The sequence below is a fragment of the Blastococcus sp. KM273128 genome, assembly GCF_021698975.1.
GTDB lineage: Bacteria > Actinomycetota > Actinomycetes > Mycobacteriales > Geodermatophilaceae > Blastococcus.
This window is the reverse complement of record NZ_SSXA01000023.1, coordinates 1-23594: the sequence shown is the minus strand read 5'-3', so window position 1 is coordinate 23594 and position 23594 is coordinate 1. Positions and strand designations below refer to the sequence as shown.

The window sequence follows — 23594 nt, the reverse complement described above, 5'->3', positions numbered from 1 at the left end:
CCGTACAGCCGTTCCCGACGGAGGAGTGCCGCATGCCCATCGCCAGCCCCGAGGTCTACGCCGACATGATCAGCCGGGCGAAGGAGGGCGGGTTCGCCTACCCGGCGATCAACTGCACGTCCTCGGAGACGATCAACGCGGCGCTGCGCGGGTTCGCCGACGCCGGCAGCGACGGCATCATCCAGTTCTCCACCGGTGGCGCGGAGTTCGGCTCCGGCACCCGGGTCAAGGACATGGTCACCGGCGCGGTCGCGCTCGCCGAGTTCGCCCACGTCGTCGCCGAGAAGTACCCGGTCAACGTCGCGCTGCACACCGACCACTGCCCGAAGGACAAGCTCGACTCCTACGTGCGCCCGCTCATCGCGCTGTCCAAGGACCGCGTCGACGCCGGGCAGGAGCCGCTGTTCCAGTCGCACATGTGGGACGGCTCGGCGATCGAGCTCGGCGAGAACCTCGACATCGCCGAGGAGCTGATGGAGAAGGCGGCGGCGGCCAGGATCGTCCTCGAGCTGGAGATCGGCATCGTCGGCGGCGAGGAGGACGGCGTCGTCGCGGAGATCAACGAGAAGCTCTACACCGCCGACGGCGACTTCCTGCGCACCGCGCAGCAGCTCGGGCTCGGGGAGCGCGGCGTCTACCTGCTGGCGGCGACCTTCGGCAACGTGCACGGCGTCTACAAGCCCGGCAACGTCAAGCTGCGCCCCGACGTGCTGCAGCGCGGTCAGGCGCTGGTCGCCAAGGAGTTCGGCCTGGGCGAGGACGCCAAGCCGTTCAACCTGGTGTTCCACGGCGGCTCCGGCTCGGCCGAGTCGGAGATCCGCGAGGCGCTCTCCTACGGCGTCGTGAAGATGAACGTCGACACCGACACCCAGTACGCCTTCACCCGGCCGATCGCCGGGCACATGTTCGCCAACTACGACGGCGTGCTGAAGATCGACGGCGAGGTCGGCAACAAGAAGGCCTACGACCCGCGCAGCTACCTCAAGGCCGCCGAGACCGGCATGGCCGCCCGCATCGTCGAGGCCTGCGAGCACCTGCTGTCGGCCGGCCAGTCGCAGGGGGCCTGATGTCGCACAGCCACGCCAACCTGCTCGGCGAGCCCGACCCGACGCTGCTCCCGCCCACGCCCGAGGCCGACGCCGAGCTCGCCGAGGGCGCCACGCTGGCCGAGGTCGCCGCGCACCACCCCACGGTGAGCGCGGTCTGGGCCGGCCTGGCCGAGGAGGCGATCAGCCGCCCCGAGCGGGCGCTCGTCGATACGGTCCAGGCCTACGCCTACGCCCGCACCGGCTACCACCGCGGGCTGGACGCGCTGCGCCGCAACGGGTGGAAGGGGTACGGCCCCGTGCCGTGGTCGCACGAGCCCAACCGGGGCTTCCTGCGCTGCGTCATGGTGCTGGCCCGTGCGGCCGAGGCGATCGGCGAGACGGCGGAGGCCGAGCGGTGCACCCAGCTGCTCCGGGACTCCGATCCGACGTTGGCCATCTGATCGCTCACGATCGGTAACGGGCGGTCCGCTCCAGCGGGCCGCCCGTTCCGCCTTCCAGCAGCACTTCCGCGTTCCCGGGTTTGGATCACCCCCGTGGTGATCACTACGCAGAGTGCGCGGCGCCAGAAGGGCGCCCGGGGAAGGAGACCTCTGATGGCCACCCTGTTGTGGATCCTCGCCGTCGTCCTCGTGGTCGCCGGTGTCGTGGCGATCATCCGCAAGGAGATCCTGTGGGGGATCGTCCTGATCGTCGTCGGGCTGCTGGTCGGCCCGGGTGGGGTGAGCATCTTCACCTGACCGGCCCCGGGCCCTCGCCGTCGCGGGGGCCCGGGGGAGCGTCACCGTTCGCCGAGCTCCGGGTGGAGCGCGGTCAGCGCGTCGGTCAGCGTGTTCAGCTGGTCCCCGCCGGCCATCAGCGCGGTGAGCCCGTCGGAGTCGACGTCGTCGCGGGTGAGGTTCCCCGCCACCTGCCCGTGCGCCAGCAGCAGGAACCGGTCGCCGATGAGGTGGGCGTAGCGCGGGTTGTTGGTGACGACGACGACCGCCAGCCCCTGGGCCCGGGCCCGGAGCACCGCCTGCCCGAACAGCTTCTGCCGCGCCACCGTCATGGGCGTGACGGGCTCGTCGATGACCAGGGCCCGGGCGCCGAAGTGCAGCGCCCGCGCGACCGCGAGGCTCTGCCGCTCGCCGGCCTGCAGGGCGCTCGCCGGCTGGTCGGGGTCCAGCCCGGTGACCCCCACCCGCGCCATCGCCCGCATCGTCGTCTCGCGCGCGCCGTCGAGGTCCAGCCGGCGGAACGGCCACACCCCGCGGGTCGGCTCGGCGCCGAGGAAGAAGTTCCGCCAGATCGACAGCAGCGGGGCGACGGCGAGGTCCTGCCACACCGTGGCGATCCCGGCCTCGCGGGCCTGCCGGGGCGAGCGGAACCGCGTCGGCACGCCGTCGACCAGCAGCTCGCCCTCGTCGTGGCGGCGCAGTCCCGAGATGAGCTGCACCAGGGTGGACTTGCCCGACCCGTTCTCCCCGAGGACGCAGGTGATCCGACCGGGGAGCAGGGCGGTGGTGACCCGGCTGAGCGCGGGCACGCTGCCGTGCCGGACGGTGACGCCGCGCAGCTCGACCACCGGGGTGGCGTCGTCGACCCGCTGCGCCAGGTCCTGCGGCGTGGCGCTCACGACCGGGGCCTCGCGCGGAGCCGGCGCCGCACCTCGCCGTTGGCCAGCAGGGCTACCAGCAGCAGCACCCCCAGGAGTGCCTGGAACCAGCGGGTGTCCCAGTCGGCCAGCGTGATGCCCTCCCGGGCGACCGCGTACAGCAGCGCGCCCACGGAGGCGCCGATCGCCGACCCGTAGCCGCCGGTCAGCAGGCACCCGCCGATCACCGCGACGACGATGAAGTCGATCCCGCTGAGGATGCCGACGGTCCCCCCGGCCTGGACGCTGGCCAGGCGCACCAGCGTCATGGTGCCGAGCAGCCAGCCGGCGGCCGCCGTGAGGCAGAACAGCGCCACGGTCGTGCGCCGCACCGGCACGCCCAGCTCGCGCGCCGCCTGGCGGGCGCCCCCGCTGGCGAAGACGGCGTTGCCGAACTTGGTGCGCCACAGCGCCCAGGTGGCCAGCGCCGTGATCCCGAGCCACCACAGGATGCTCACGCTGAACCGCCCGTTGCCGAGCTGGACGGTCGCGTCGAAGACGGCGGTCGCCGAGGACCAGCCCGGGGACTCGTCCAGGCCGCTGACCCGGGTGCCGCCGGCCACCGCCTGCGCGCCGGCCTGCGAGGTGCCCTGCAGGATGAGGAAGGTCGCCAGGGTGACCAGGAAGCTGGGCAGGCCGGTGTTCACGACGAGGACGCCGTTGACCACGCCGACCACGAGCGCGGCCAGCAGCGAGACGAGCAGCGCCGGCCAGGTGCTCCACCCCGCGTAGCCGATGAGCAGCGCCGTGAGCAGGGAGCTCGCGACGGCGGTCACCCCCACCGAGAGGTCGAACTGCCCGGCCACCAGCAGGAGCGCCACCGCGACCCCGCCGATGCCGAGCAGCGCCGCCGTGTCCAGGACCGTCGCCAGACCGAACGGCGTGACCAGGTTCGGCACCCGCAGCGCGAAGAAGGCCACGACGACGACCAGACCCACGACGGCGGGCAGGCTCGGCCGGGCGAACGCGCGCGCCAGGAAGCGGCGGCCGGCGGGCACCTCGGCGGTCCGTGCGCCGAAGGCGGCGCGCGGGTCGGAGATCACCGGCACGGCGACCCGTTCGGGTGGCAGGACGTCGGCAGCGGGTCCTCCTCGGGCGGTCGGGTGCGCTCCAGTGTCCACGACGCCCGCCACCCCCCGCACGCGCTCGCTCAGGGGTCGAGCCGCCACCGCACGCGGTCGTCGGCGTACCAGGTCCACCGGTCGACGGGGCGCACGTAGGGCACCCCGTCGCGGACGATGCGCGCGGGGTCGCAGGCGACCTGCAGGGCGCGCCCGCTGGTCTGCCGGGTCGGCCGCAGCGGCTGGGTCATCACCGTGACCGCGATGGTGTCGACGGCGGTCCAGTCCGGCCGGACGTCGATGCGGGTGATCTCGCCGTCGGCGACCTTGATGTCGTCGTGGTGGGCCTGCAGGCCCAGGCGGCGGGAGAGCGACCGGCGGCCGTCGCCGGCGGCCTCGATGCGGCCGTGGTGCAGCAGCACGCCGCCGTGGTCGTCGCGGACGAGGCCCAGCTCGCGGGGAGCGCCGGTGCCGATGCCCAGGGCGCGGGCCAGCGCGGTGGAGGCCTTGTCGGCCGCCGGCTCCCACGCGACGGGCACCTCCGCCGTCCGCCCGGCCTTGAACAGCGCCGCCAGCACCCCGGAGAGGCCGGCGACCGGGCCGCGCACCACCAGCCGGCCGGCCGTGGCGACCGGCTCCAGCTGGCTCCGCAGGGGTGCCTCCGCGGGGCCCAGGCGGCGGAGGTCCAGCTCGACCGAGGACATGCCGATACCCTGTCACCCGTCCCACCCCAGCCCCGGCCGACCTGCCGGGGGATCGACCCGGGTGCCGCGCAGCAGACCCGTGCCGCCACCCCGCCGGACAGGAGAGCCACGAGCCGATGCCCGCTGTCGTGCTGATCGGTGCCCAGTGGGGCGACGAGGGCAAGGGCAAGGCCACCGACCTGCTCGGCGGCCGCGTCCCCTACGTCGTCCGCTACCAGGGCGGCAACAACGCCGGGCACACGGTGATCACGCCGGACGGCGAGAAGTACGCCCTCCACCTGATCCCCTCGGGGATCCTGACGCCGGGCTGCACGCCGGTCATCGGCAACGGCGTGGTCATCGACCCGGAGGTGCTGATCCGCGAGCTGGCGGGTCTGGAGGAGCGCGGGGTGGACACCTCGCGGCTGGTGATCTCCTCCGACGCGCACCTGATCATGCCGCACCACCGGGCCCTCGACAAAGTCACCGAGCGGTTCCTGGGCAAGCGCAAGATCGGCACCACCGGCCGCGGCATCGGCCCGGCGTACGGCGACAAGGTCGCCCGCGTGGGCATCCGCGTCCAGGACCTGCTCGACCTGTCCATCCTGCGGCAGAAGCTCGAGGGGACGCTGCAGGAGAAGAACCAGGTCCTGGTCAAGGTCTACAACCGCAAGGCCATCGACGTCGACGAGGTCGTCGAGGAGTACACGCAGTACGCCGAGGCGCTGCGGCACCGGATCGTCGACACCCGCCTGCTGCTGGGCAAGGCGCTCGACGCCGGCGAGTGGGTGCTGCTGGAGGGCTCGCAGGGCACGCTGCTCGACGTGGACCACGGCACCTATCCGTTCGTGACGTCGTCCAACCCGACCGCGGGCGGGGCGGCCGTCGGCGCGGGGGTCGGCCCGACGCGGATCGAGCGCGTCGTCGGCATCCTCAAGGCCTACACCACCCGTGTGGGCTCGGGGCCGTTCCCCACGGAGCTGCACGACCAGTGGGGCGAGTACCTGCGCAAGCACGGCGGCGAGGTGGGCGTCACCACCGGGCGCGACCGGCGCTGCGGCTGGTTCGACGCCGTCGTCGCCCGCTACGCCAGCCGGGTCAACGGCATCACCGACTACTTCCTCACCAAGCTCGACGTCCTCTCCGGCCTGGAGACGGTGCCGATCTGCGTGGCCTACGAGATCGACGGCGTCCGGCACGACGAGATGCCCATGACGCAGACCGACTTCCACCACGCGACGCCGGTCTACGAGGAGATGCCGGGCTGGTTCGAGGACATCCGCGGCTGCCGCACCTTCGACGAGCTGCCCGCGGCCGCCCAGGCCTACGTGCGCCGTCTGGAGGAGCTCTCCGGGGCGCGGATCAGCGTGATCGGCGTCGGCCCCGGCCGCGACGAGAACGTCGTCGTCCACGACCTGATCAGCTGATCCTCCGGATCAGCACCCCGGCCACGACTTCGTCGTCCTCCGGACGACACCGCCACCAACGGCCGTCCCGGCTGAGCTGAGCCGTTGCGTCGCGGCTGCGCGGAGGCCTCCGGCCCCCACTCGCCGCGACCGGGCTGCTGCTTCGCCGAAAAGCGGGCGACAGCCGTGACCGTCCGGGGCCACGATGCCGCGCGTGGAGCTGAGCGACCTCGGGTGGACGACCGACCGCGCCGCTGCCCTGCCCGCGGGCAGCGAGGCGGCGCGGGTCGTGCGCGTCGACCGCGGGCGGCTGACCGTGCTCACCGCCGGTGGCGAGCGCCGGGCGCACCCCGCACCGGCCTTGCGCGACGACGTCGTCGGCGGCCCCGCCGTCGGTGACTGGGTGGCCCTGCGCGGGGAGCTCGCAGTGGCCGTCCTGCCACGGCGGAGCGCCTTCACGCGCACGGCCGCCGGGCGCACCTCGGCCGCGCAGGTGGTCGCCGCGAACGTCGACACCGTGCTGGTGGTCGACGCGCTGACCGGACCGGCCCGGCTGCGCCGGGTGGAGCGCTACCTGGCCGTGGCGTGGAGCAGCGGTGCCGCACCGGTGGTCGTGCTGACCAAGGCCGACCTGTGCCCCGACGTGCCCGCTGGGGTCGCGCAGGTCGCCGAGGACGCCGTCGGCGTGCCGGTGCTGGCGGTCAGCTCGATCACGGGGGAGGGGCTGGACGCCGTCCGGGCGCTGGTGCCCGCCGGGGCCACCGCGGCCATGGTCGGTCCCTCCGGCGTCGGCAAGTCCAGCCTCGCCAACGCGCTGGCCGGGCACGAGGTGGCCGGCACCCGGGGGATCCGCGAGGACGGCCGCGGCCGCCACACGACGACGGCGCGCGAGCTGCACCGGCTGCCCGGCGGCGGGCTGCTGGTCGACACCCCGGGCCTGCGGGAGCTGGGCCTGCACGACGACGCGGAGGGCATCGACCGGGCGTTCGCCGACGTCGCGGAGCTCGGGACCCGCTGCCGCTACCGGGACTGCGGGCACCGGGGGGAGCCCGGCTGCGCGGTCGCGGCAGCGATCGACGACGGCCGGCTCGACCCGGCCCGGTTCACGTCGTGGCGCAAGCTGCAGGCCGAGGCCCACCGCCAGCAGCTCCGCGTGGACGCCCGTGCACGCGCCGAGGAGCGGGCCCGGCTGCGCGCCGTGCACCGGGCGCGGCGTACCCAGCCGAACCGCGTCCGCTGAACCGCTGCGTGGACCGCGCCGGGAACCATCCGGGCCCCGCGTCGCGGACCACCGACGGGTTCAGACCAGCTGGGCGGGGACCGCCGTGCGGGCGCGGACGGCCTGGTCGGGGGAGTCGCTGATCAGCCCGTCGACGCCGAGCGCCAGCAGCGCCAGGGCGTCCCCGACGGCGTCGCCCAGCCCCTCGGGGGCCGTGCCGCGCCGCAGGTGCTCGGGCAGGAACACGTTCTCCGCCCGCAGCGTCCAGCAGAAGACGGTCAGCTCCGCGGCGTGCGCCTGGGCGACCAGGTGCCCTCCGGCGCGCCCGTGCCGGGCCCCGCTGGCCAGGACGCGCTCCCGGCTGGGCGCGATGCCCTGGGCGTAGGTCGAGATCTCCCGCAGCCCGGACGGGGTCACCATCGCGTCGCCGACCGGCAGGTCGTGCACCAGCTGCACGAGCTGCGGGCCGTCCTCGCCGAGCCGGTCGCGCAGGTCGCGGAGCACCGCGGGGTCGAACGCCTGCACGACCACGGTGCCCCCCGCGCCGGCCGCACCCAGCCGGCGCAGCTCCGCGGCCACCAGCGCGCCCATGGGCATGCCGAGCCCGGTGAAGTACTCGGGGTGCTTGAGCTCGGCCAGCACCCGCACCGGCCGGTCCGCCGTGGAGCGGCAGCGGGCCAGCTCGACGACCTCGGCCAGCGTGAGGATGCCGTACCGGCCGTCGTAGGCGGTGTTCAGCGGGCGCAGCTCCGGCATCCGCTCGACGGCGCGAAGTGTCCGCAGCTCGGCGTGCGTGAAGTCCTCGGTGAACCAGCCGGTGCACACCGCGCCGTCGACCACCTTGGTGGTGCGGCGGTCGGCGAACTCCGGGTGCTCGGCCACGTCGGTCGAGAGGGAGAGCTCGTTCTCGTGCCGGACGACCAGCACGCCGTCGCGGCTGAGCACGACGTCGGGCTCGATGAGGTCGGCCCCCTGGTCGACGGCCAGCTCGAAGCTCGCCCGCGTGTGCTCCGGCCGGTAGGCCGGGGCTCCGCGGTGGCCGATCACGAGGGGGCGGGGAAGACGTGTCCCTGGCCTCTCGGCCAGCGACTCGGTCGCGCGCATGGCACCCACAACACATGAATCGGATGAATCGGGGGCGAACTGGAGGGGACGGGTCGCGCACGATCGGACGTCCGGCGCGCTGACCAGCGGAGGTCCGGGGCCGGCGTGGGTGATCTCACACGGAGAACCCGTGACGGGTGGGACCGCCCGCCGGGTGCGGCCGGCATCGGTAGGGTCGCGGATCGTGCGCGTGCTGGTGATCGGCTCCGGTGCCCGGGAGCACGCCCTGTGCGTGGCTCTGCAGTCCGACATCGCGGTGAGCGCGCTCGCCTGCGCCCCCGGCAACGCCGGGACGCGGGCCGTCGCACCGCCACCCCCCGGCGGGGAGCGGCTGGCCGTGGCCGACCCGGTCGCGGTGGCTGCGCTGGCGCGGGACTGGCGCGCCGACCTCGCGGTGATCGGCCCCGAGGTGCCGCTGGTCGCCGGGGCGGCCGACGCCGTGCGCGAGGCCGGCATCGCCTGCTTCGGGCCCTCCGCGCAGGCCGCGCAGCTGGAGGGCAGCAAGTCCTTCGCCAAGCACGTGATGACGGCGGCCGGCGTCCCGACCGCCCGCTCGTGGCCCGTCGGCGGTCCGGCCGAGCTGCAGACGGCGCTCGACGAGGTCGCCGCGCTCACCGGCGGCGCGCCCTACGTGGTCAAGGACGACGGGCTGGCCGCCGGCAAGGGCGTCGTCGTCACGCCCGACCGGGAGGCCGCCGCCGCCCACGGCCGGGCGGTGCTCGACGCCGGCGGGTCGGTGCTCGTGGAGGAGTACCTCGACGGCCCGGAGGTGTCGCTGTTCGCCGTCACCGACGGGACGACGGTGCTGCCGCTGGTCCCCGCGCAGGACCACAAGCGGCGCGACGACGGCGACGGCGGCCCCAACACCGGCGGGATGGGTGCCTACGCGCCGCTGCCGTGGGCTCCGGCGGGGCTGGTCGACGAGGTGCTGGCCACCGTGCTGCAGCCGACCGTGGACGAGATGGCCCGCCGCGGCGAGACGTTCAGCGGCCTGCTCTACGCCGGGCTGGCGCTCACCTCGCGCGGCGTGCGGGTCGTGGAGTTCAACGCCCGGTTCGGCGACCCCGAGACCCAGGTCGTCCTCCCGCTGCTGGAGACGCCGCTGGGCGGGCTGCTGCACGCCGCGGCCACCGGCACCCTGGCCGGCCACCCGCCGCTGCGCTGGCGCGACGGCGCCGCGGTCACCGTCGTCGTCGCCGCCCCCGGCTACCCGGAGGCGCCACGCACCGGTGACCCGGTCACCGGCGCCGACGGCGAGGGCGTGCTGCACGCCGGTACGGCGCTGGCGGACGACGGCGCCGTGCTCTCCGCCGGTGGGCGGGTGCTGGCCGTCACCGCCGTCGGCGAGGACCTCGCGGCCGCCCGCCAGGCCGCCTACGAGCGCGTGGCCGGCGTGCGGCTGGCCGGCGCCCACTGGCGCACCGACATCGCGCTGGCCGCGGTCGAGGGCCGGATCCGGCCATGACCGACGACGCGGCCGAGGCGGTCTGGAACCGGGCGTGCGACCCGTCCGGTAAGTTCACGCACCCCGGCGACGCCGACCTCGCCGCCGTGCTGCTCTGCCACGGGATGGCGATGAACGGTGGCCTGCTGCACGCCGTCGAAGGCCTGGAGCCGGAGCAGCGTGCCGCCGCGGCGGCCGGTTACCGCAGCCTGGGTCTCGGTGCGGCGGCCGAGGCCGTCGAGCACGTGACCCGGGCCGCCGCAGACCTCGACCCCGACGACGTGGACGCCGCGGAGGAGCTGGAGCAGGAGGCCGGCCGCCGGTACGACGCCGCGCTGCCCGAGTGGGACGAGACGATCGACCGGGCGTTCCGGGCCCACCTGCGCGCGCACCCCGACGCGTACGCGCCGGTCGACGGGTAGGCGCGCTAACCGGCCGTGACCGCCGGCCGGGCCCGCTCCGGGCGTGGTTCAGGCGGCCGCGGACCCTCGTGCCGGCGGCTGAGGTAGGTGCCCGCGACGTTCACGCAGGCCACTGTGGGGACGGCGATGAGCGCGCCGAAGATGCCGCCGAGCAGCAGGCCCGCGGCGATCGCGAGCACCACCGCCAGCGGGTGCACCCGCACCGCCCGGCCCAGCAGCAGCGGCTGCAGGACGTGCCCCTCCAGCTGCATGACGCCGATGACGACGGCGAGCGCGATCAGCGCGGTGATCGGGCCGTTGGAGACCAGCGCCACCAGCACCGCCACGGTGCCGGCCAGGAAGCCGCCGATGATCGGCACGAAGGCGCCGAGGAACACCAGCGCGGCGAGCGGGATCACCAGCGGCACGCCGAGGACCGCCAGCCCGATGCCGATGCCGACCGCGTCGACCAGCGCGACGACCACGGTGGCCCGCACGTAGGAGATGAGCGTCCGCCACGAGCGCCGGGCGGCCTCGTCCAGGTAGGCCCGGGAGGCGGCCGGGAAGAGGCCGACCAGCCACAGCCAGATCGACCGGCCGTCCTTCAGGAAGAAGAAGAGGGTGAACAGCGCCAGCACGATGCCGGTGACGACCTCGCCCACCGTCACCGCCGTCGTCAGCGCACCCGAGGCCAGGGTGTCCTGGTTGTCCAGCAGCGCGTCCTGCGCCTGGGTGAGCAGGTCGGCGAGCTGGCCCTCGGTGATGGGGAAGCTGCGGACGACGAACGCCTGCACCTGCGCCAGCCCCTCGCTGACCTGCTCGGCGAGGTCGGCGAAGCCCGCGGTGAACCGCTCGACGACCAGCGTGATGATGCCGGCGACCACGGCCAGGCCGACCAGCAGCATGGTGAAGGCGGCCAGGGACGGCGGCCAGCCGCGCCGGGCCAGCGCCGCCGCCCCCGGCTGCAGGAGCGCCGAGAGCAGCAGCGCCACGAGCACCGGGACGATGACGACCGCGAGGTGGACCGCTGCCCACAGCAGCACGTAGAACCCCGCGATCACCACGATCAGCCGCCACGACCACGCGGCGGCCGTGCGCAGCCCGAACGGGACCACGTCCTCCGCCCCGCTCCGGTGCCGGGCCGGGCGCGGGGCCGCGCCGCCGGGCGAGGGGTGCGCGGGCGGGCCGCTGACCCCGCCCGGGCCCAGCGCCCCGTCGAGGTCGGGCGCGCCGGGGGCGGGGCTGCCCAGCGGGGGCGGTGCGCCGTCCGGGGCGTGCCCGTCGGGGAGCGGTCCGTCCGGGAGGTGCCCGACGGGGACGTGCCTGTCGGTGGCGTGCCCGTCGGCGCCGGCCCGGACGCCGACCGGGGACGGGCCGGCCGGGCGGTGGTGGTGCCAGGCGTGCGGGTCGTGCTCCCGGGCGGCGCGGATCCGGTCGCGGGCGCGCCCGGCGAGGTGCCGGCTGCGCACGGCGAGCTCTCGGGCGCGACGCCGCATCGATCACCTCCGGTAGGGGCCGTTCGTGATCACGCTAGCCCTGCGGGAGACTGTCCCCGTGCTGCGACGAGCTGACCGGTGGCGGGCGGTACCCGCATGATCGAGCGCTACACCCTCCCCGAGATGGGCCGGGTCTGGAGCGACGCCCACAAGTACGAGCTGTGGTGCCGCGTCGAGACGCTCGTCCTGGAGGCGCACGCCGCCGCCGGCCGGGTGCCCGCCGACGTCGTGGAGCCGGTGCGCAACGCGCCCCCGCCCACGGCCGAGCGGGTCGCGGAGATCGAGGAGACGACGCAGCACGACGTCATCGCGTTCCTCACCGCGTGGGCCGACAACACCGAGCCGCGGTCGGCCGCCGCGTTCGTGCACCACGGCATGACCTCGTCGGACCTGCTGGACACCGCCCTCGCCGTGCAGCTCACCGAGGCCACCGACATCCTGCTGGCCAAGGCCGACCGGCTGGTGGTGGCGCTGCGCGACCACGGGCTGGCGCACCGCGGCACGATCAAGGTCGGGCGCACCCACGGGGTGCACGCCGAGCCGGACGTGTGGGGGCACCGGGTCGCCGACCTGGCCTTCGCCGCGGCCCGCTCGCGCGACCGCCTGCGGGCCGCCCGTGAGCGCGTCGGCGTCGTCGCCATCTCCGGCGCCGTCGGCACCTACTCGCTGATCGACCCCTCGGTCGAGGTCGCCGTCGCCGAGGCGCTGGACCTGCGGCCGGCCGAGGCCTCCACCCAGGTGGTGCTGCGCGACTCGATCAGCGAGTGGGTCTCCGCACTGGGGATCATCGCGACCGTCTGCGAGGCGATCGCCCTGGAGGTGCGGCACGGCCAGCGCACCGAGGTGCGCGAGCTCTCCGAGGCGTTCGGTTCGGGCCAGAAGGGCTCGAGCGCCATGCCGCACAAGAAGAACCCGATCCGCTCCGAGCGCATCGCCGGGCTGGCCCGGGTCGTGCGCGCCGCGATCGTGCCGGTGATGGAGGGCATCCCGCTGTGGCACGAGCGCGACATCTCTCACTCGTCCACCGAGCGGGTGTTCCTGCCCGACGCCGCGGTCACCACCGACTACCTGCTGGACCTCACCGCGGGGCTGGTGGAGAACCTGGTCGTGGACGCCGACCGGATGCGGGCCAACCTGGAGTCCACCGGCGGGCTGATCTACACCTCGTCGGTGCTGCTGGAGCTGGTCGAGGCCGGGCAGTCGCGCGAGGACGCCTACGCCCTGGTCCAGTCCGCGGCGATGGAGACGTGGCAGAGCGGCACGCCGTTCCGCGAGACGCTGCGCGCGCGGGCGTCGTCGTCCGGCGTGGTGCTCGACGAGGCGCGGCTGGACGAGATCTGCCGGCCGGAGCGCTACGTGGCCAATCTCGGACCGCTGTTCGACCGGCTGGCCGCCCTGTCGTGATCGACCTCCCGCTCGTCGCCCGCGGCAAGGTGCGGGAGATCTACGACGCCGGCCCCGACCGGCTCCTGCTGGTCGCCTCGGACCGCATCTCGGCCTACGACCACGTGCTGCCCACGCCGATCCCGGACAAGGGGCGGGTGCTCACCCGGCTCTCGGTGTGGTGGTTCGGGCAGCTGGCGCCGGTGCTGGCGGAGTTCGGGGCCTCGCACCACCTGGTGTCGGCGACCGATGTGCCAGACCCCGTGGCGGGCCGGGCGATGCTCGTCCGGCGGCTGGAGATGCTTCCCGTGGAGTGCGTGGCCCGCGGCTACCTGTCCGGGTCGGGCACGAAGGAGTACGAGCGGACCGGCTCCATCCGCGACGTCGCGCTGCCGGCCGGGCTGGTGGAGGGGTCGCGGCTGCCCTCGCCGGTGTTCACGCCGTCCACCAAGGCCGAGGTCGGGGAGCACGACGAGGCGATCGACTTCGCCGCCGTCGTGACCGCCGTCGGCGCCGACCGCGCCGGGGAGCTGCGCGAGCTGACGCTGGCGCTGTACCGGCGCGGCGCGGAGATCGCGGCGGACGCCGGCATCGTGCTGGCGGACACGAAGTTCGAGTTCGGGCTGGCAGCCGGGGCGCTCGTCCTCGGCGACGAGGTGCTCACCCCCGACTCGTCGCGGTTCTGGCCGGCCGACACGTGGTCGCCGGGGGCGGTCCAGCCCTCCTACGACAAGCAGTTCGTGCGCGACTGGCTGACCTCGTCCGGCTGGGACCGCGTCTCCCCGCCGCCCGAGCTGCCGGAGGACGTCGTCGCCGCCACGCGCGAGCGCTACGTCACCGCCTACGAGAAGCTGACCGGCACCACGTTCAGCTGACGGGGCGCGTGCCTGGCGCGTTCCCGCCGAACCCTGCGAACTCGGGGCCATCCCGGGTTGATGGCCACGAGTTCGCATGCTTCGTCGGGGGCTCAGCCCGTGGAACGCTCGTCGAGCCCCGTTCGGGCGGTGCGGCGGCCCTCGGGCAGGAGGTCCGCGCCGTACCGGTCGAGGAACGTCCGCAGCCGGTCGGCGTCGACCCGGCCGATCTCCCGCAGCGCGACGCCGAGCGCGGTCTGGACGAACCGCTCGGGGTCGGCGGCGAGGAGCTCGCACAGCGCCAGGGGGTCGTCGAGGTCGCCGGCGCGGATGAGCGCGTAGGCCGCCACGATCGCCGCCCGCCGGTGTCAGCGGTCCGGCGAGCGGGCCAGGTCGAACAGGACCTCGCGCGGTCGGTCCAGGAGGAAGAGACCGATGACCCGCGGGGCGGAACGGTCGACGTAGTCCCAGGTGTCGATGCGGTCGAGTCGCCGCATCCACAGCTCGTAGAGCGACTGCCGCTCGTCCGTCGTCAGGCGGGGGCTGCGGGCCTTGAAGTCCAGCACGCTGACCGCGACCATGCGCTCCTCGTACGCCTCGCTGTCGAGCAGGCGGTCGACCTCGGCCAGGTCCATGGCGGTGTGCGCCTTCGCGATGGCGAAGACGGTGCCCATGCGTACGCCGATGACGGTCGTCGCGTCGTCGGTCATGCGCTGCGCCGTCTTGGCGCGTTCGGCCTCGTCGGCGGCGGCGGTCAGCGCCGCGCGTACCGAGACGGCGTCGAGCGCACCCACGCCACACCTCCCGTCCGGCTCCGGCCGAACCTACCGCCGCGCGAACCCTGCGAACTCGTGGCCATCACGGGTTGATCGCCCCGAGCTCGCATGGTTCGGCAGGCCTGTGGACGACGCCGGCGGCGAGCGTCCTCCATCGGGCAGGCTCCCCGCCCGTGCCGACGCCGCGCGTGCCCCCGAGGGTCACCGGACCGCTCGACCGCGGCGCCGCTGCGGCGGCGGGCATCACGGACTGGCAGTTGCGGCACCGGGACGTCCTGCGCACCTCGAGGAACACCTACCTGCCGCAGGACGCGACCCATCCGACCGGGTCCGCGCGGTGCTGCTCGGCGCCCCGGACGACGCGGTGGTCAGCCACCAGACGGCGGCGCGGCTCTGGGACCTCCACCTGCCCCTGGCGCCCGACGACCCGCGGGTGCACGTGACCGTGCGGCCGGAGGCGCGGCTCCGCCACCGCCGTGACCGGCGCATCCACTTCTCCGCGGTGCCGGCGCGGGAGACGCGGCAGCGCCACGGCATCCGGGTGACCTCGCCCAGCCGGACGTGGATCGACCTGGCGGCAGCCGTGCCACCCGCGGCCCTCCTCGCCGTCACCGACCAGATGCTGGCCCGCGGGTTCCCGGCGGAGGAGTTCTCCGTGGTCCTGCGCCGCTTCGCGGGTCGCCGAGGCATCGCGGCCGCTCGTCGGGTGGTGGGGTGCGCCGATCGACGGGCCGGCTCGCCCATGGAGTCGGTGGTGCGCTGGATGCTCCACGAAGCCGGGCTGCCGCTGCCGGAGTTGCAGCACGTCGTCCGGGTGGACGGCCAGTTCGTCGGTGAGGTCGACATGGCGTGGCCGGACCGCAAGGTGCTCGTGGAGTTCGACGGGGACGTGCACCGCGAGCGGCGGGTCTTCGTCAACGACCTGCGCCGGCAGAACCGCCTGGTGCTGGCCGGGTGGACGGTCCTGCGGTTCACGTCCGCCGATGTGCTGGGCCGTCCTGACCGGGTCCTCGCCGTGATCCGGGAGGCGCTCGGCCTGGGCTGAGCTCCGTCCGTTGGCCGACCATGCGAACTCGTGGCCTTCGAGCGGTGATCACCACGAGTCCGCATGGTTCGACCGGCGGGGTAGGGCGCTCGGCGGCATCCGGCGGGAGAGACGAGGGTCACGGGGGTGGGGCGCGGCGTCCCGGTACCCTCGGCGGCGTGTCCCGCGTGGTGGTCGACGTCGTCCTGAAGCCGGAGATCAGCGACCCCCAGGGTCAGGCGGTGCTCGGCGCGCTCGGCCGGCTCGGCCACGACTCCGTCCGGAGCGTGCGCCAGGGCAAGCACTTCGTGCTCGAGGTCGACGGGACACCCGACGAGGCCGAGCTGAAGCAGATCGCCGAGACGCTGCTCGCCAACCCGGTGATCGAGGACGTCGAGCTCCACCTCCCCAAGGACTGAACGAACCGTGCGCATCGGTGTCATCACCTTCCCGGGCTCCCTGGACGACGTCGACGCCGCGCGCGCGGTGCGGCTCGCCGGTGGTGAGCCGGTTGCCCTCTGGCACGCCGACCACGACTTGCAGGGCGTCGACGCCGTCGTCCTCCCGGGCGGGTTCTCCTACGGCGACTACCTGCGCGCCGGTGCCATCGCCGCGCGCTCCCCGCTCATGCAGGACGTCGTCGCCGCGGCGCACGGTGGCCTGCCGGTGCTGGGCATCTGCAACGGCTTCCAGGTGCTCTGCGAGTCGGGCCTGCTGCCCGGGGCGCTGACCCGCAACAGCCACCTGCACTTCCGCAACCGCGACCAGGTGCTGGTCGTCGAGCGGGCCGACACCGCGTGGACCCAGGACTACGAGGCCGGCCAGCGCATCGTCATCCCCGTCAAGAACGGCGAGGGCCGCTACGTGGCCGCCGACGCCGACCTCGACCGCCTCGAGGGCGAGGGCCGCGTGGTGTTCCGCTACGCCGGCGGCAACCCGAACGGCTCCAGCCGCGACATCGCCGGGGTCACCAGCGAGAACGGCCGCGTCGTGGGGCTCATGCCGCACCCCGAGCACGCGGTCGAGGACCTCACCGGGCCGTCGACCGACGGCCTCGGCTTCTTCACCAGCGTCCTGAAGGCGGTCGTGAACGCGTGACTGAGTCGGCCACCGCAGGGCTCTCCGACCTCGACACCGGCCCCGGCCGGCTGCAGCACCGGCTGGACACCGTCGAGCTGGCCGCCCGCACACCGGACGACGAGCAGCCCTACGCCGAGCTGGGGCTCAAGGCCGACGAGTACGCCCGGATCAAGGACATCCTCGGCCGCCGCCCCACGACGGCGGAGCTGGCGATGTACTCGGTCATGTGGAGCGAGCACTGCTCCTACAAGTCCAGCAAGGTGCACCTGCGCCGCTTCGGGGACCTGCCGCAGAGCGACGCGCTGCTGGTCGGCATCGGCGAGAACGCCGGCGTGGTCGACGTCGGCGAGGGCTACGCGGTCACCTTCAAGGTCGAGTCGCACAACCACCCGAGCTACGTGGAGCCCTACCAGGGGGCGGCCACGGGTGTGGGCGGCATCGTGCGCGACATCCTGACGATGGGCGCGCGTCCGGTCGCGGTCATGGACTCGCTGCGCTTCGGCCGGGCCGACGCCGCCGACACCGCCCGGGTGCTGCCCGGCGTCGTCGCCGGCGTGGGCGGCTACGGCAACTGCCTGGGCCTGCCCAACATCGGCGGCGAGATCCTCTTCGACGACTGCTACGCCGGCAACCCGCTGGTCAACGCGCTCTGCGTCGGCGTGATGAAGCATGAGGACGTGCGGCTGGCCAAGGCCGAGGGCGTGGGCAACAAGGTCATCCTCTTCGGCGCCCGCACCGGCGGCGACGGCATCGGCGGCGTCAGCGTGCTGGCCAGCGAGACCTTCGACGCCGAGGGCCCGGCCAAGCGGCCGAGCGTGCAGGTGGGCGACCCGTTCACCGAGAAGCTGCTCATCGAGGCCTGCCTGGAGATCTTCGCCGCCGACCTGGTCACCGGCATCCAGGACCTCGGCGGCGCCGGGCTCTCCTGCGCGACGTCCGAGCTGGCCAGCGCCGGCACCGGCGGCATGCACGTCGACCTCGACACCGTCCCGCTGCGCGACTCCACCCTGACGCCCGCCGAGATCCTGATGAGCGAGTCGCAGGAGCGCATGTGCGCGATCGTCGAGCCGGCGAAGGTCGAGCAGTTCCTCGCGGTCTGCCGCAAGTGGGACGTGCTGGCCACCGTCATCGGCGAGGTCACCGACGGCGATCGGCTCACCGTCGACTGGCACGGCGAGCGGATCGTCGACGTCCCGCCGCGGACCGTGGCCCACGAGGGCCCGGTGTACGAGCGCCCGATGGCCCGCCCCGCCGACCTGGACGCGCTGCAGGCCGACGACGCCGCGCGGCTGCCCCGGCCGACCACGCCGGAGGAGCTCCAGGCGCACTGGCTGGCCGTCGTCAGCAGCCCGGACGGCGCGGACAAGACCTGGGTCACCGAGCAGTACGACCGGTACGTCCGCGGCAACACGGTGCTGGCGCAGCCCGACGACGCCGGGGTCGTGCGGATCGACGAGCAGAGCCACCGCGGCATCGCGCTCTCCGTCGACGGCAACGGCCGCTACGCGCGGCTGGACCCCTACACCGGCGCGCAGCTCAACCTGGCCGAGGCCTACCGCAACGTCGCGGTCTCCGGCGCGAAGCCGCTGGCGGTCACCAACTGCCTCAACTTCGGCTCCCCGGAGAACCCCGAGGTGATGTGGCAGTTCGCCGAGGCCGTCCGCGGCCTGGCCGACGCGTGCCGCGAGCTGGGCCTGCCGGTCACCGGAGGCAACGTCAGCCTCTACAACCAGACCGGCGACGTCGCAATCAACCCGACGCCGGTCATCGGCGTCCTGGGCGTGCACGAGGACGTCCGCACGCGCGTGCCCAGCGGCTGGCGCGCCGACGGTGAGACGGTCCTCCTGCTCGGGGACACCCGGCCCGAGTTCGGCGGTTCCGCCTGGGCGAGCGTCGTCCACGGCCACCTCGGCGGGCGGCCGCCCGCGGTCGACCTCGCGGCCGAGAAGGCGCTCGGCGAGCTGCTCGCCGCGCTGGCCCGCGAGGGGCTGATCGGCTCGGCCCACGACCTCGCCGACGGCGGGCTCGCCCAGGGGCTGGCCGAGTCGGCCCTGCGCCACGGCGTCGGTGCCCGGCTGGAGCTGGGCGAGGACCCGTTCACCGCGCTGTTCAGCGAGTCGACGGCGCGCGTCGTCGTCACCACCACCGATCCGGGCGGGGTGAAGACCACCGCCCGCTGGGCCGGCGTGCCGGTGACCGAGCTCGGGACGACCGGCGGCGACGCGCTGGTGGTCGACGGGCTGGTCGAGCTGCCGCTGGACGAGCTGCGGGCCACCTGGAGCGCCACCCTGCCGGCCCTGTTCGGGGCACCCGAGGACGCGGTCGGCACCGTTCCGGCGGGCACCGTCCCGACGTCCTGATGCCGGCGCCCATCCCGGCCGACGAGCTGCGCGCAGCGGTCGACCCGGTGCGCGCCTGGCTGGCGGGGGAGGCCGAGCAGCCGCCCCGGGCGGTGCTGGGGGCCGCCGTGAAGACGACGGCGCGCTGGCTGGCCCAGCAGGTGCCCGGCCGCTCCGTGGAGCTCCGGGTGCCGCCGCACGTCGCCGTCCAGTGCGTCGAGGGGCCGCGGCACACCCGGGGCACCCCGCCCAACGTCGTCGAGACCGATGCGGCCACCTGGCTGCGGCTGGCCACCGGGCAGCTGACGTGGGACGAGGCGCTGGCCGCGGGCGCGGTCAGCGCGAGCGGCAACCGCGCCGATCTCGCCCCCCACCTGCCGTTGCGCCCCCTTCGCTGAGCCGCTCTGCGGTGGTGCCGTGCCCGGTGGTGGGCCCGGAGGGTCCCCGCCGGGTGCGGCGGACGGGCTCCATGGAGCGGGGGACGGCACCTGGCCGCCGTGTCGGCCGGTAGGCCGACGGGGTGCACAGCCAGACGCCCCCGTCCGCGGGTGCGGACGGGGGCGTCGGGGAGAGCGGGACGGTCAGCCGAACAGCGCGCTGGCCGCCTTGATGGTGTTGTACAGCCCGTAGGCCAGCGGGACGCCGACCAGGGTCCAGGCGAAGGCGATCAGCGCCACCGGGGTGTGCGTGGTCGCCTGCTCGCCGGTGCGGGAGGCGGGGGTGCTCATCGGACGGTGCTCCTCTCCGGCTCGGCGGCCGTGGTCGGGATGTCGGTCTGCTTGGGCTCCCACCACTTCTCGGCGACCGGCTTGATCAGCAGGTTCGCCACGAAGCCGACGGCCAGCAGCCCGACCATGATGAACAGGGCGGGCCGGTAGTCACCGGCGACGAGCTGGCCCGGCGTGCCGCGGGCGTCGAGGACGCCGTTGATGATCAGCGGGCCGACGATGCCGGCGGCCGCCCAGGCGGTCAGCAGCCGGCCGTGGATGGCGCCCACCTGGTAGGTGCCGAACAGGTCGCGCAGGTACGCGGGCACCGTCGCGAAGCCACCACCGTAGAAGCTGATGATGATCGCCGCGGTGAGGACGAAGATCCAGGTCGCCGTGCTGCCGAGGGTGGCCAGGATGACGTACAGGATGATGCCGACGCCGAGGTAGACCATGTAGATCGGCTTGCGGCCGATGTAGTCCGACGTGGACGACCACACGAAGCGGCCGGCCATGTTGAACAGCGACAGCAGGCCCACGAACCCGGCCGCGGTCGCGGCGAGGACCGTGGAGGTGTCGCCCTCCCGGAAGAAGTCCTGGATCATCGGCGCGGCCTGCTCGAGGATGCCGATGCCGGCGGTCACGTTGCAGAACAGCACGGTCCACAGCAGCCAGAACTGCGGCGTCTTGATGGCGTTGTTCGCCGAGACGTTCTCGGTCGTGACCAGCGACTTCGCCTTGACGGTCGACGGGTCGAAGCCGTCCGGCCGCCAGTTGGCCGCGGGCACGCGGACGATGAACGCGCCGAACATCATGAAGACCAGGTAGATCAGGCCGAGGGTCAGGAACAGGCCCGCGACGGCGTTGCCGCTGGGCACCGTGCCGGCGACGGCCGGGTCGTAGTTCGCGTCGTACCAGTTCATGAGCTGGCGGGACAGCGGCGAGGCGATGAGCGCGCCACCGCCGAAGCCCATGATCGCCATGCCGGTGGCCAGACCCGGGCGGTCGGGGAACCACTTGATCAGCGTGGACACCGGCGAGATGTAGCCGATGCCCAGGCCGATGCCGCCGAGGAAGCCGTAGCCGAGGTAGAGCAGCCAGAGCTGGTTGGTGTAGATGCCCAGCGAGCCGACGAGGAAGCCGCTCACCCAGAAGACCGCCGAGGTGAACATCGCGGCGCGCGGCCCGTTCTTGTCCACCCAGGTGCCGAAGACGGCAGCGGAGAGGCCGAGCATCACGATGGCGATCGAGAAGATGATGCCGATCGCGGTGAGGCTCGCGTCGAAGTGCTCGACGAGCGCCGTCTTGTAGACGCTGGTTGCGTACGCCTGGCCGATGCACAGGTGCACGGCGAGCGCGGCCGGCGGGATGAGCCAGCGGTTGAAGCCTGGCTTGGCGACGATGCGGTCGCGAGCCAGGAAGGCGGGTACTGCCACGGGGACAACCTCCGGGGACGGGACCGGTACGGCCGGTTGGACGCGACCGGGACGCGCCCGATGATCTGTGATCTGGGTCGCTATCGCGTGGCACAGTACGTCGTACGCCAGCAGGTTGCGCGTTCAACAGGCATCTGTGACCAGGGTGTGCCGCACTGTTCATCGACCCGGACGGCCTCGGACGCGGTCCGGAGCACGTCCTAGGCTCCGTTGCATGGCGTACGAGGTGCGAGGTGTGGTGGCCCGCGGCAAGGGCCGGCCGGTCACGGTGGAGACGATCGTGGTGCCGGACCCGGGGCCCGGCGAGGCGGTCGTCGACGTGCAGGCGTGCGGGGTCTGCCACACCGACCTCCACTACCGCGAGGGCGGGATCAACGACGACTTCCCGTTCCTGCTCGGCCACGAGGCCGCGGGCGTCGTCTCCGCCGTGGGCGAGGGTGTCACCAACGTGGCGGTCGGCGACTACGTCGTCCTCAACTGGCGGGCGGTGTGCGGTGAGTGCCGCGCCTGCCGCAAGGGCGAGCTGCAGTACTGCTTCAACACCCACAACGCGGCGCAGAAGATGACGCTCGCCGACGGCACGGAGCTCTCCCCGGCCCTGGGCATCGGCGCCTTCGCCGAGAAGACGCTGGTCCACTCCGGCCAGTGCACGAAGGTCGACCCGGCCGCCCCGCCGACGGCCGCCGGCCTGCTGGGCTGCGGCGTCATGGCCGGCGTCGGTGCGGCGATCAACACCGGTGGCGTGCAGCGCGGGGAGACCGTCGCCGTGTTCGGCTGCGGCGGCGTCGGCGATGCCGCGGTGGCGGGCGCCACGCTCGCCGGCGCGTCCACGATCATCGCCGTCGACATCGACGACCGGAAGCTGGAGTGGGCCCGGCAGTTCGGCGCCACCCACACGGTCAACTCCAAGGAGACCGACCCGGTCGAGGCGATCCGGGCGCTCACCGGCGGGTTCGGCGTCGACGTCGCCATCGACGCGGTCGGCCACCCGAAGGTGTTCGAGCAGGCGTTCTACGCCCGCGACCTCGCCGGCCGCGTGGTCATGGTCGGCGTCCCGACGCCGGACATGGAGATCACCCTCCCGGCGATCGAGGTCTTCGGCCGGGGCGGGGCGGTGAAGTCCTCCTGGTACGGCGACTGCCTGCCCAGCCGCGACTTCCCGATGCTCGTCGACCTCTACCTGCAGGGCCGGTTCCCCCTCGACGCGTTCGTCACCGAGACGATCGGGCTGGACGACGTCGAGGAGGCGTTCCACAAGATGCACGCCGGCGACGTCCTGCGCTCCGTGGTGGTGTTCGGCAGGTGAGCGCCCGCATCGAGCAGGTCGTGGTCCCGGGCGTCTTCTCGCTGGACGGGCAGGACTTCGACGTCGAGAACAACGTCTGGCTGGTCGGGGACGACGACGAGGTGCTGGTGATCGACGCGCCGCACGACGCCGCGCCCATCGTGGCGGCGATCGGCGGCCGGAAGGTGACCGCGATCGTCCTGACCCACGGGCACAACGACCACATCACCGCCGCCCCCGCCCTCCGCGAGGCGACCGGCGCCCCGATCTGGTTCAACCCCGCCGACCGGATGCTCTGGGACATGACGCACGCGGATGCCGCGCCCGACGAGGAGCTGCAGGCGGGCACGCGCTTCGACGTCGCCGGCACCCGGCTGGTCGCGCTGCACACGCCGGGTCACTCGCCCGGCAGCACCTGCCTGCACGCGGCCGACCTGCGCACCGTCTTCACCGGCGACACCCTGTTCTGCGGCGGGCCGGGCGCGACGGGGCGGTCGTTCAGCGACCACCCGACGATCGTGAACTCGATCCGGGCGCAGCTGCTCACCCTGCACGGGGACACGGTCGTGAAGACCGGCCACGGCGAGGACACGACCATCGCGGCCGAGCTGGGCAACGTCCGCTGAGCCCGAGGTAGGCGCGGGGAGCTCCCCGCGCGGCACCGGCCTCGGAGCCGCACGTAGAGCCTCCCGTGCCCCGGGGTCAGAGCGGGATGCGGTCGGCGGCCGAGGCGAAGCCCAGCCAGGTGTGCCGGTTGCCGGCCCAGCACCAGCCGACCTTCGGGGCGCCCCGCCGCGCGCGCCCGTCGCGGCCCGTGCCGTTGCTGATCCACAGCGCCGGCGTCCGGGCGTCGAGGCGGCCGGAGGGCCTCCGCAGCCGCGAGCCGACGGTCATGAAGCAGGCGTTGCGCGCCAGCACCCCGGGGCACTGCAGCAGCCAGTGGACCCCCTCGCCCAGGGTGAGCGGGGTCCGGCCGGCAGCACCCAGGGCGGGCAGCGCCTCGTCGGGGCTCCGGTTCCGCATCCCGTCGCCTCGGTCCAGCCCCCTGACGGCGTAGACGGGACCGTCCGGGAGGTCCACCCCGCCGGCGGGGCCGAACGCGTCGACGTCGGTCATGTCCTCGACGACGAAGCCGCGCCGGCCGTCGAGCTCGAGCAGCGGCGCCAGGGCCGACACCGGCGCCCGGTCCGGGTGCACCACCAGCAGGGCGCCCG

24 protein-coding genes and 1 pseudogene are annotated in these 23594 nt (G+C 74.1%); 16 read left to right on the top strand and 9 right to left on the bottom strand.

All coding sequences use genetic code 11. The annotated features are described in order from the left end of the window. The first annotated feature begins 32 nt into the window (after positions 1-32). From fbaA to E9529_RS08950, 3 genes are all read left to right on the top strand, one after another. A complete protein-coding gene (gene fbaA, locus E9529_RS08960; protein WP_236830811.1) occupies positions 33-1067 on the top strand; it encodes a class II fructose-bisphosphate aldolase in 1035 nt (344 codons plus the stop codon). Beyond that, the gene (locus E9529_RS08955) at positions 1067-1489 is read left to right on the top strand and encodes a DUF3151 domain-containing protein (protein WP_236830810.1); all 423 of its coding nucleotides are present in this window, start codon (positions 1067-1069) and stop codon (positions 1487-1489) included. The genes fbaA and E9529_RS08955 overlap by 1 nt, the downstream gene beginning before the upstream one ends. A gap of 153 nt (positions 1490-1642) precedes the next feature. Then, on the top strand, positions 1643-1786 hold the full coding sequence (locus E9529_RS08950; protein WP_236828292.1) for a GPGG-motif small membrane protein: 144 nt from the start codon (positions 1643-1645) through the stop codon (positions 1784-1786). Positions 1787-1827: 41 nt separating this feature from the next. On the opposite strand, the gene E9529_RS08945 is transcribed toward E9529_RS08950, so the two are convergent. From E9529_RS08945 to E9529_RS08935, 3 genes are read right to left on the bottom strand one after another with little or no spacing between them, the layout of a single operon-like run. Beyond that, positions 1828-2664: an ATP-binding cassette domain-containing protein gene (locus E9529_RS08945; protein WP_236830809.1), complete on the bottom strand. Its 837-nt coding sequence runs from the start codon at positions 2662-2664 to the stop codon at positions 1828-1830. Continuing rightward, a complete protein-coding gene (locus tag E9529_RS08940; RefSeq protein ID WP_236830808.1) occupies positions 2661-3803 on the bottom strand; it encodes an ABC transporter permease in 1143 nt (380 codons plus the stop codon). The genes E9529_RS08945 and E9529_RS08940 overlap by 4 nt, the downstream gene beginning before the upstream one ends. Before the next feature lie 29 nt (positions 3804-3832). Beyond that, positions 3833-4447, bottom strand: coding sequence for a hypothetical protein (locus E9529_RS08935; RefSeq protein WP_236830807.1), 615 nt, complete (start codon positions 4445-4447; stop codon positions 3833-3835). A 116-nt stretch (positions 4448-4563) separates the two neighbouring features. Between E9529_RS08935 and E9529_RS08930 the strand changes: the two genes are divergently transcribed. Beyond that, positions 4564-5853, top strand: a complete 1290-nt coding sequence (locus tag E9529_RS08930; RefSeq protein ID WP_236830806.1) for an adenylosuccinate synthase — start codon at positions 4564-4566, stop codon at positions 5851-5853. Between the two features lie 184 nt (positions 5854-6037). After that, positions 6038-7072, top strand: a complete 1035-nt coding sequence (gene rsgA / locus E9529_RS08925; RefSeq protein ID WP_374201333.1) for a ribosome small subunit-dependent GTPase A — start codon at positions 6038-6040, stop codon at positions 7070-7072. Positions 7073-7132: 60 nt separating this feature from the next. Here the strand turns inward: rsgA and E9529_RS08920 are convergent, their stop codons facing one another. Further along, positions 7133-8098: a glycerophosphodiester phosphodiesterase family protein gene (locus tag E9529_RS08920; protein ID WP_236830804.1), complete on the bottom strand. Its 966-nt coding sequence runs from the start codon at positions 8096-8098 to the stop codon at positions 7133-7135. Positions 8099-8339: 241 nt separating this feature from the next. On the opposite strand from E9529_RS08920, the gene purD reads away from it, so the two are divergent. Together purD and E9529_RS08910 are read left to right on the top strand one after the other, a co-directional pair. Then, a complete protein-coding gene (purD, locus tag E9529_RS08915) occupies positions 8340-9620 on the top strand; it encodes a phosphoribosylamine--glycine ligase (protein WP_236830803.1) in 1281 nt (426 codons plus the stop codon). Beyond that, a complete protein-coding gene (locus E9529_RS08910) occupies positions 9617-10021 on the top strand; it encodes a hypothetical protein (protein WP_236830802.1) in 405 nt (134 codons plus the stop codon). The genes purD and E9529_RS08910 overlap by 4 nt, the downstream gene beginning before the upstream one ends. Positions 10022-10026: 5 nt before the next feature. Here the strand turns inward: E9529_RS08910 and E9529_RS08905 are convergent, their stop codons facing one another. Next, entirely contained in the window at positions 10027-11496 is a 1470-nt protein-coding gene (locus tag E9529_RS08905) for an AI-2E family transporter (RefSeq protein WP_236830801.1), read from the bottom strand. Positions 11497-11592: 96 nt separating this feature from the next. Here E9529_RS08905 and purB point away from each other — a divergent pair, with 96 nt between their 5' ends. Both purB and E9529_RS08895 read left to right on the top strand, forming a co-directional pair. Beyond that, a complete protein-coding gene (gene purB, locus E9529_RS08900) occupies positions 11593-12900 on the top strand; it encodes an adenylosuccinate lyase (protein ID WP_236830800.1) in 1308 nt (435 codons plus the stop codon). Beyond that, complete coding sequence (locus E9529_RS08895) at positions 12897-13754, top strand: phosphoribosylaminoimidazolesuccinocarboxamide synthase (protein ID WP_236830799.1); 858 nt, start codon at positions 12897-12899, stop codon at positions 13752-13754. The genes purB and E9529_RS08895 overlap by 4 nt, the downstream gene beginning before the upstream one ends. 92 nt (positions 13755-13846) lie before the next feature. On the opposite strand, the pseudogene E9529_RS08890 reads toward E9529_RS08895, so the two are convergent. Beyond that, positions 13847-14527: pseudogene (locus tag E9529_RS08890) on the bottom strand (DNA alkylation repair protein). 319 nt (positions 14528-14846) lie between these two features. On the opposite strand from E9529_RS08890, the gene E9529_RS08885 reads away from it, so the two are divergent. The 5 genes from E9529_RS08885 (at position 14847) to E9529_RS08865 (ending at position 19350) form a co-directional block, all read left to right on the top strand. Then, the gene (locus tag E9529_RS08885; protein ID WP_236830798.1) at positions 14847-15554 is read left to right on the top strand and encodes a DUF559 domain-containing protein; all 708 of its coding nucleotides are present in this window, start codon (positions 14847-14849) and stop codon (positions 15552-15554) included. A gap of 158 nt (positions 15555-15712) precedes the next feature. Beyond that, the gene (gene purS, locus E9529_RS22410) at positions 15713-15952 is read left to right on the top strand and encodes a phosphoribosylformylglycinamidine synthase subunit PurS (RefSeq protein WP_040338692.1); all 240 of its coding nucleotides are present in this window, start codon (positions 15713-15715) and stop codon (positions 15950-15952) included. A 7-nt stretch (positions 15953-15959) separates the two neighbouring features. Next, a complete protein-coding gene (gene purQ, locus E9529_RS08875; protein ID WP_236830797.1) occupies positions 15960-16631 on the top strand; it encodes a phosphoribosylformylglycinamidine synthase subunit PurQ in 672 nt (223 codons plus the stop codon). Beyond that, positions 16628-18973, top strand: a complete 2346-nt coding sequence (gene purL, locus E9529_RS08870; RefSeq protein WP_236830796.1) for a phosphoribosylformylglycinamidine synthase subunit PurL — start codon at positions 16628-16630, stop codon at positions 18971-18973. The genes purQ and purL overlap by 4 nt, the downstream gene beginning before the upstream one ends. Beyond that, complete coding sequence (locus E9529_RS08865) at positions 18973-19350, top strand: sterol carrier family protein (RefSeq protein ID WP_236830795.1); 378 nt, start codon at positions 18973-18975, stop codon at positions 19348-19350. Before purL ends, E9529_RS08865 begins: the two co-directional genes overlap by 1 nt. Before the next feature lie 183 nt (positions 19351-19533). Here the strand turns inward: E9529_RS08865 and E9529_RS08860 are convergent, their stop codons facing one another. Further along, positions 19534-19680 carry a hypothetical protein gene (locus E9529_RS08860; protein WP_236830794.1) on the bottom strand — a complete coding sequence of 49 codons (147 nt, stop codon included), beginning with the start codon at positions 19678-19680 and terminating at the stop codon, positions 19534-19536. Beyond that, positions 19677-21095 (bottom strand): OFA family MFS transporter, encoded by a 1419-nt coding sequence (locus E9529_RS08855; RefSeq protein WP_236830793.1) that lies wholly within the window; start codon positions 21093-21095, stop codon positions 19677-19679. Before E9529_RS08855 ends, E9529_RS08860 begins: the two co-directional genes overlap by 4 nt. A gap of 214 nt (positions 21096-21309) precedes the next feature. Here E9529_RS08855 and E9529_RS08850 point away from each other — a divergent pair, with 214 nt between their 5' ends. Next, complete coding sequence (locus E9529_RS08850) at positions 21310-22401, top strand: S-(hydroxymethyl)mycothiol dehydrogenase (protein WP_236830792.1); 1092 nt, start codon at positions 21310-21312, stop codon at positions 22399-22401. Then, complete coding sequence (locus E9529_RS08845; RefSeq protein WP_236830791.1) at positions 22398-23006, top strand: MBL fold metallo-hydrolase; 609 nt, start codon at positions 22398-22400, stop codon at positions 23004-23006. The genes E9529_RS08850 and E9529_RS08845 overlap by 4 nt, the downstream gene beginning before the upstream one ends. Positions 23007-23082: 76 nt before the next feature. Here the strand turns inward: E9529_RS08845 and E9529_RS08840 are convergent. Further along, on the bottom strand, positions 23083-23594 hold a 512-nt coding region (locus E9529_RS08840), incomplete at its 5' end, for a DUF5701 family protein (protein ID WP_236830790.1).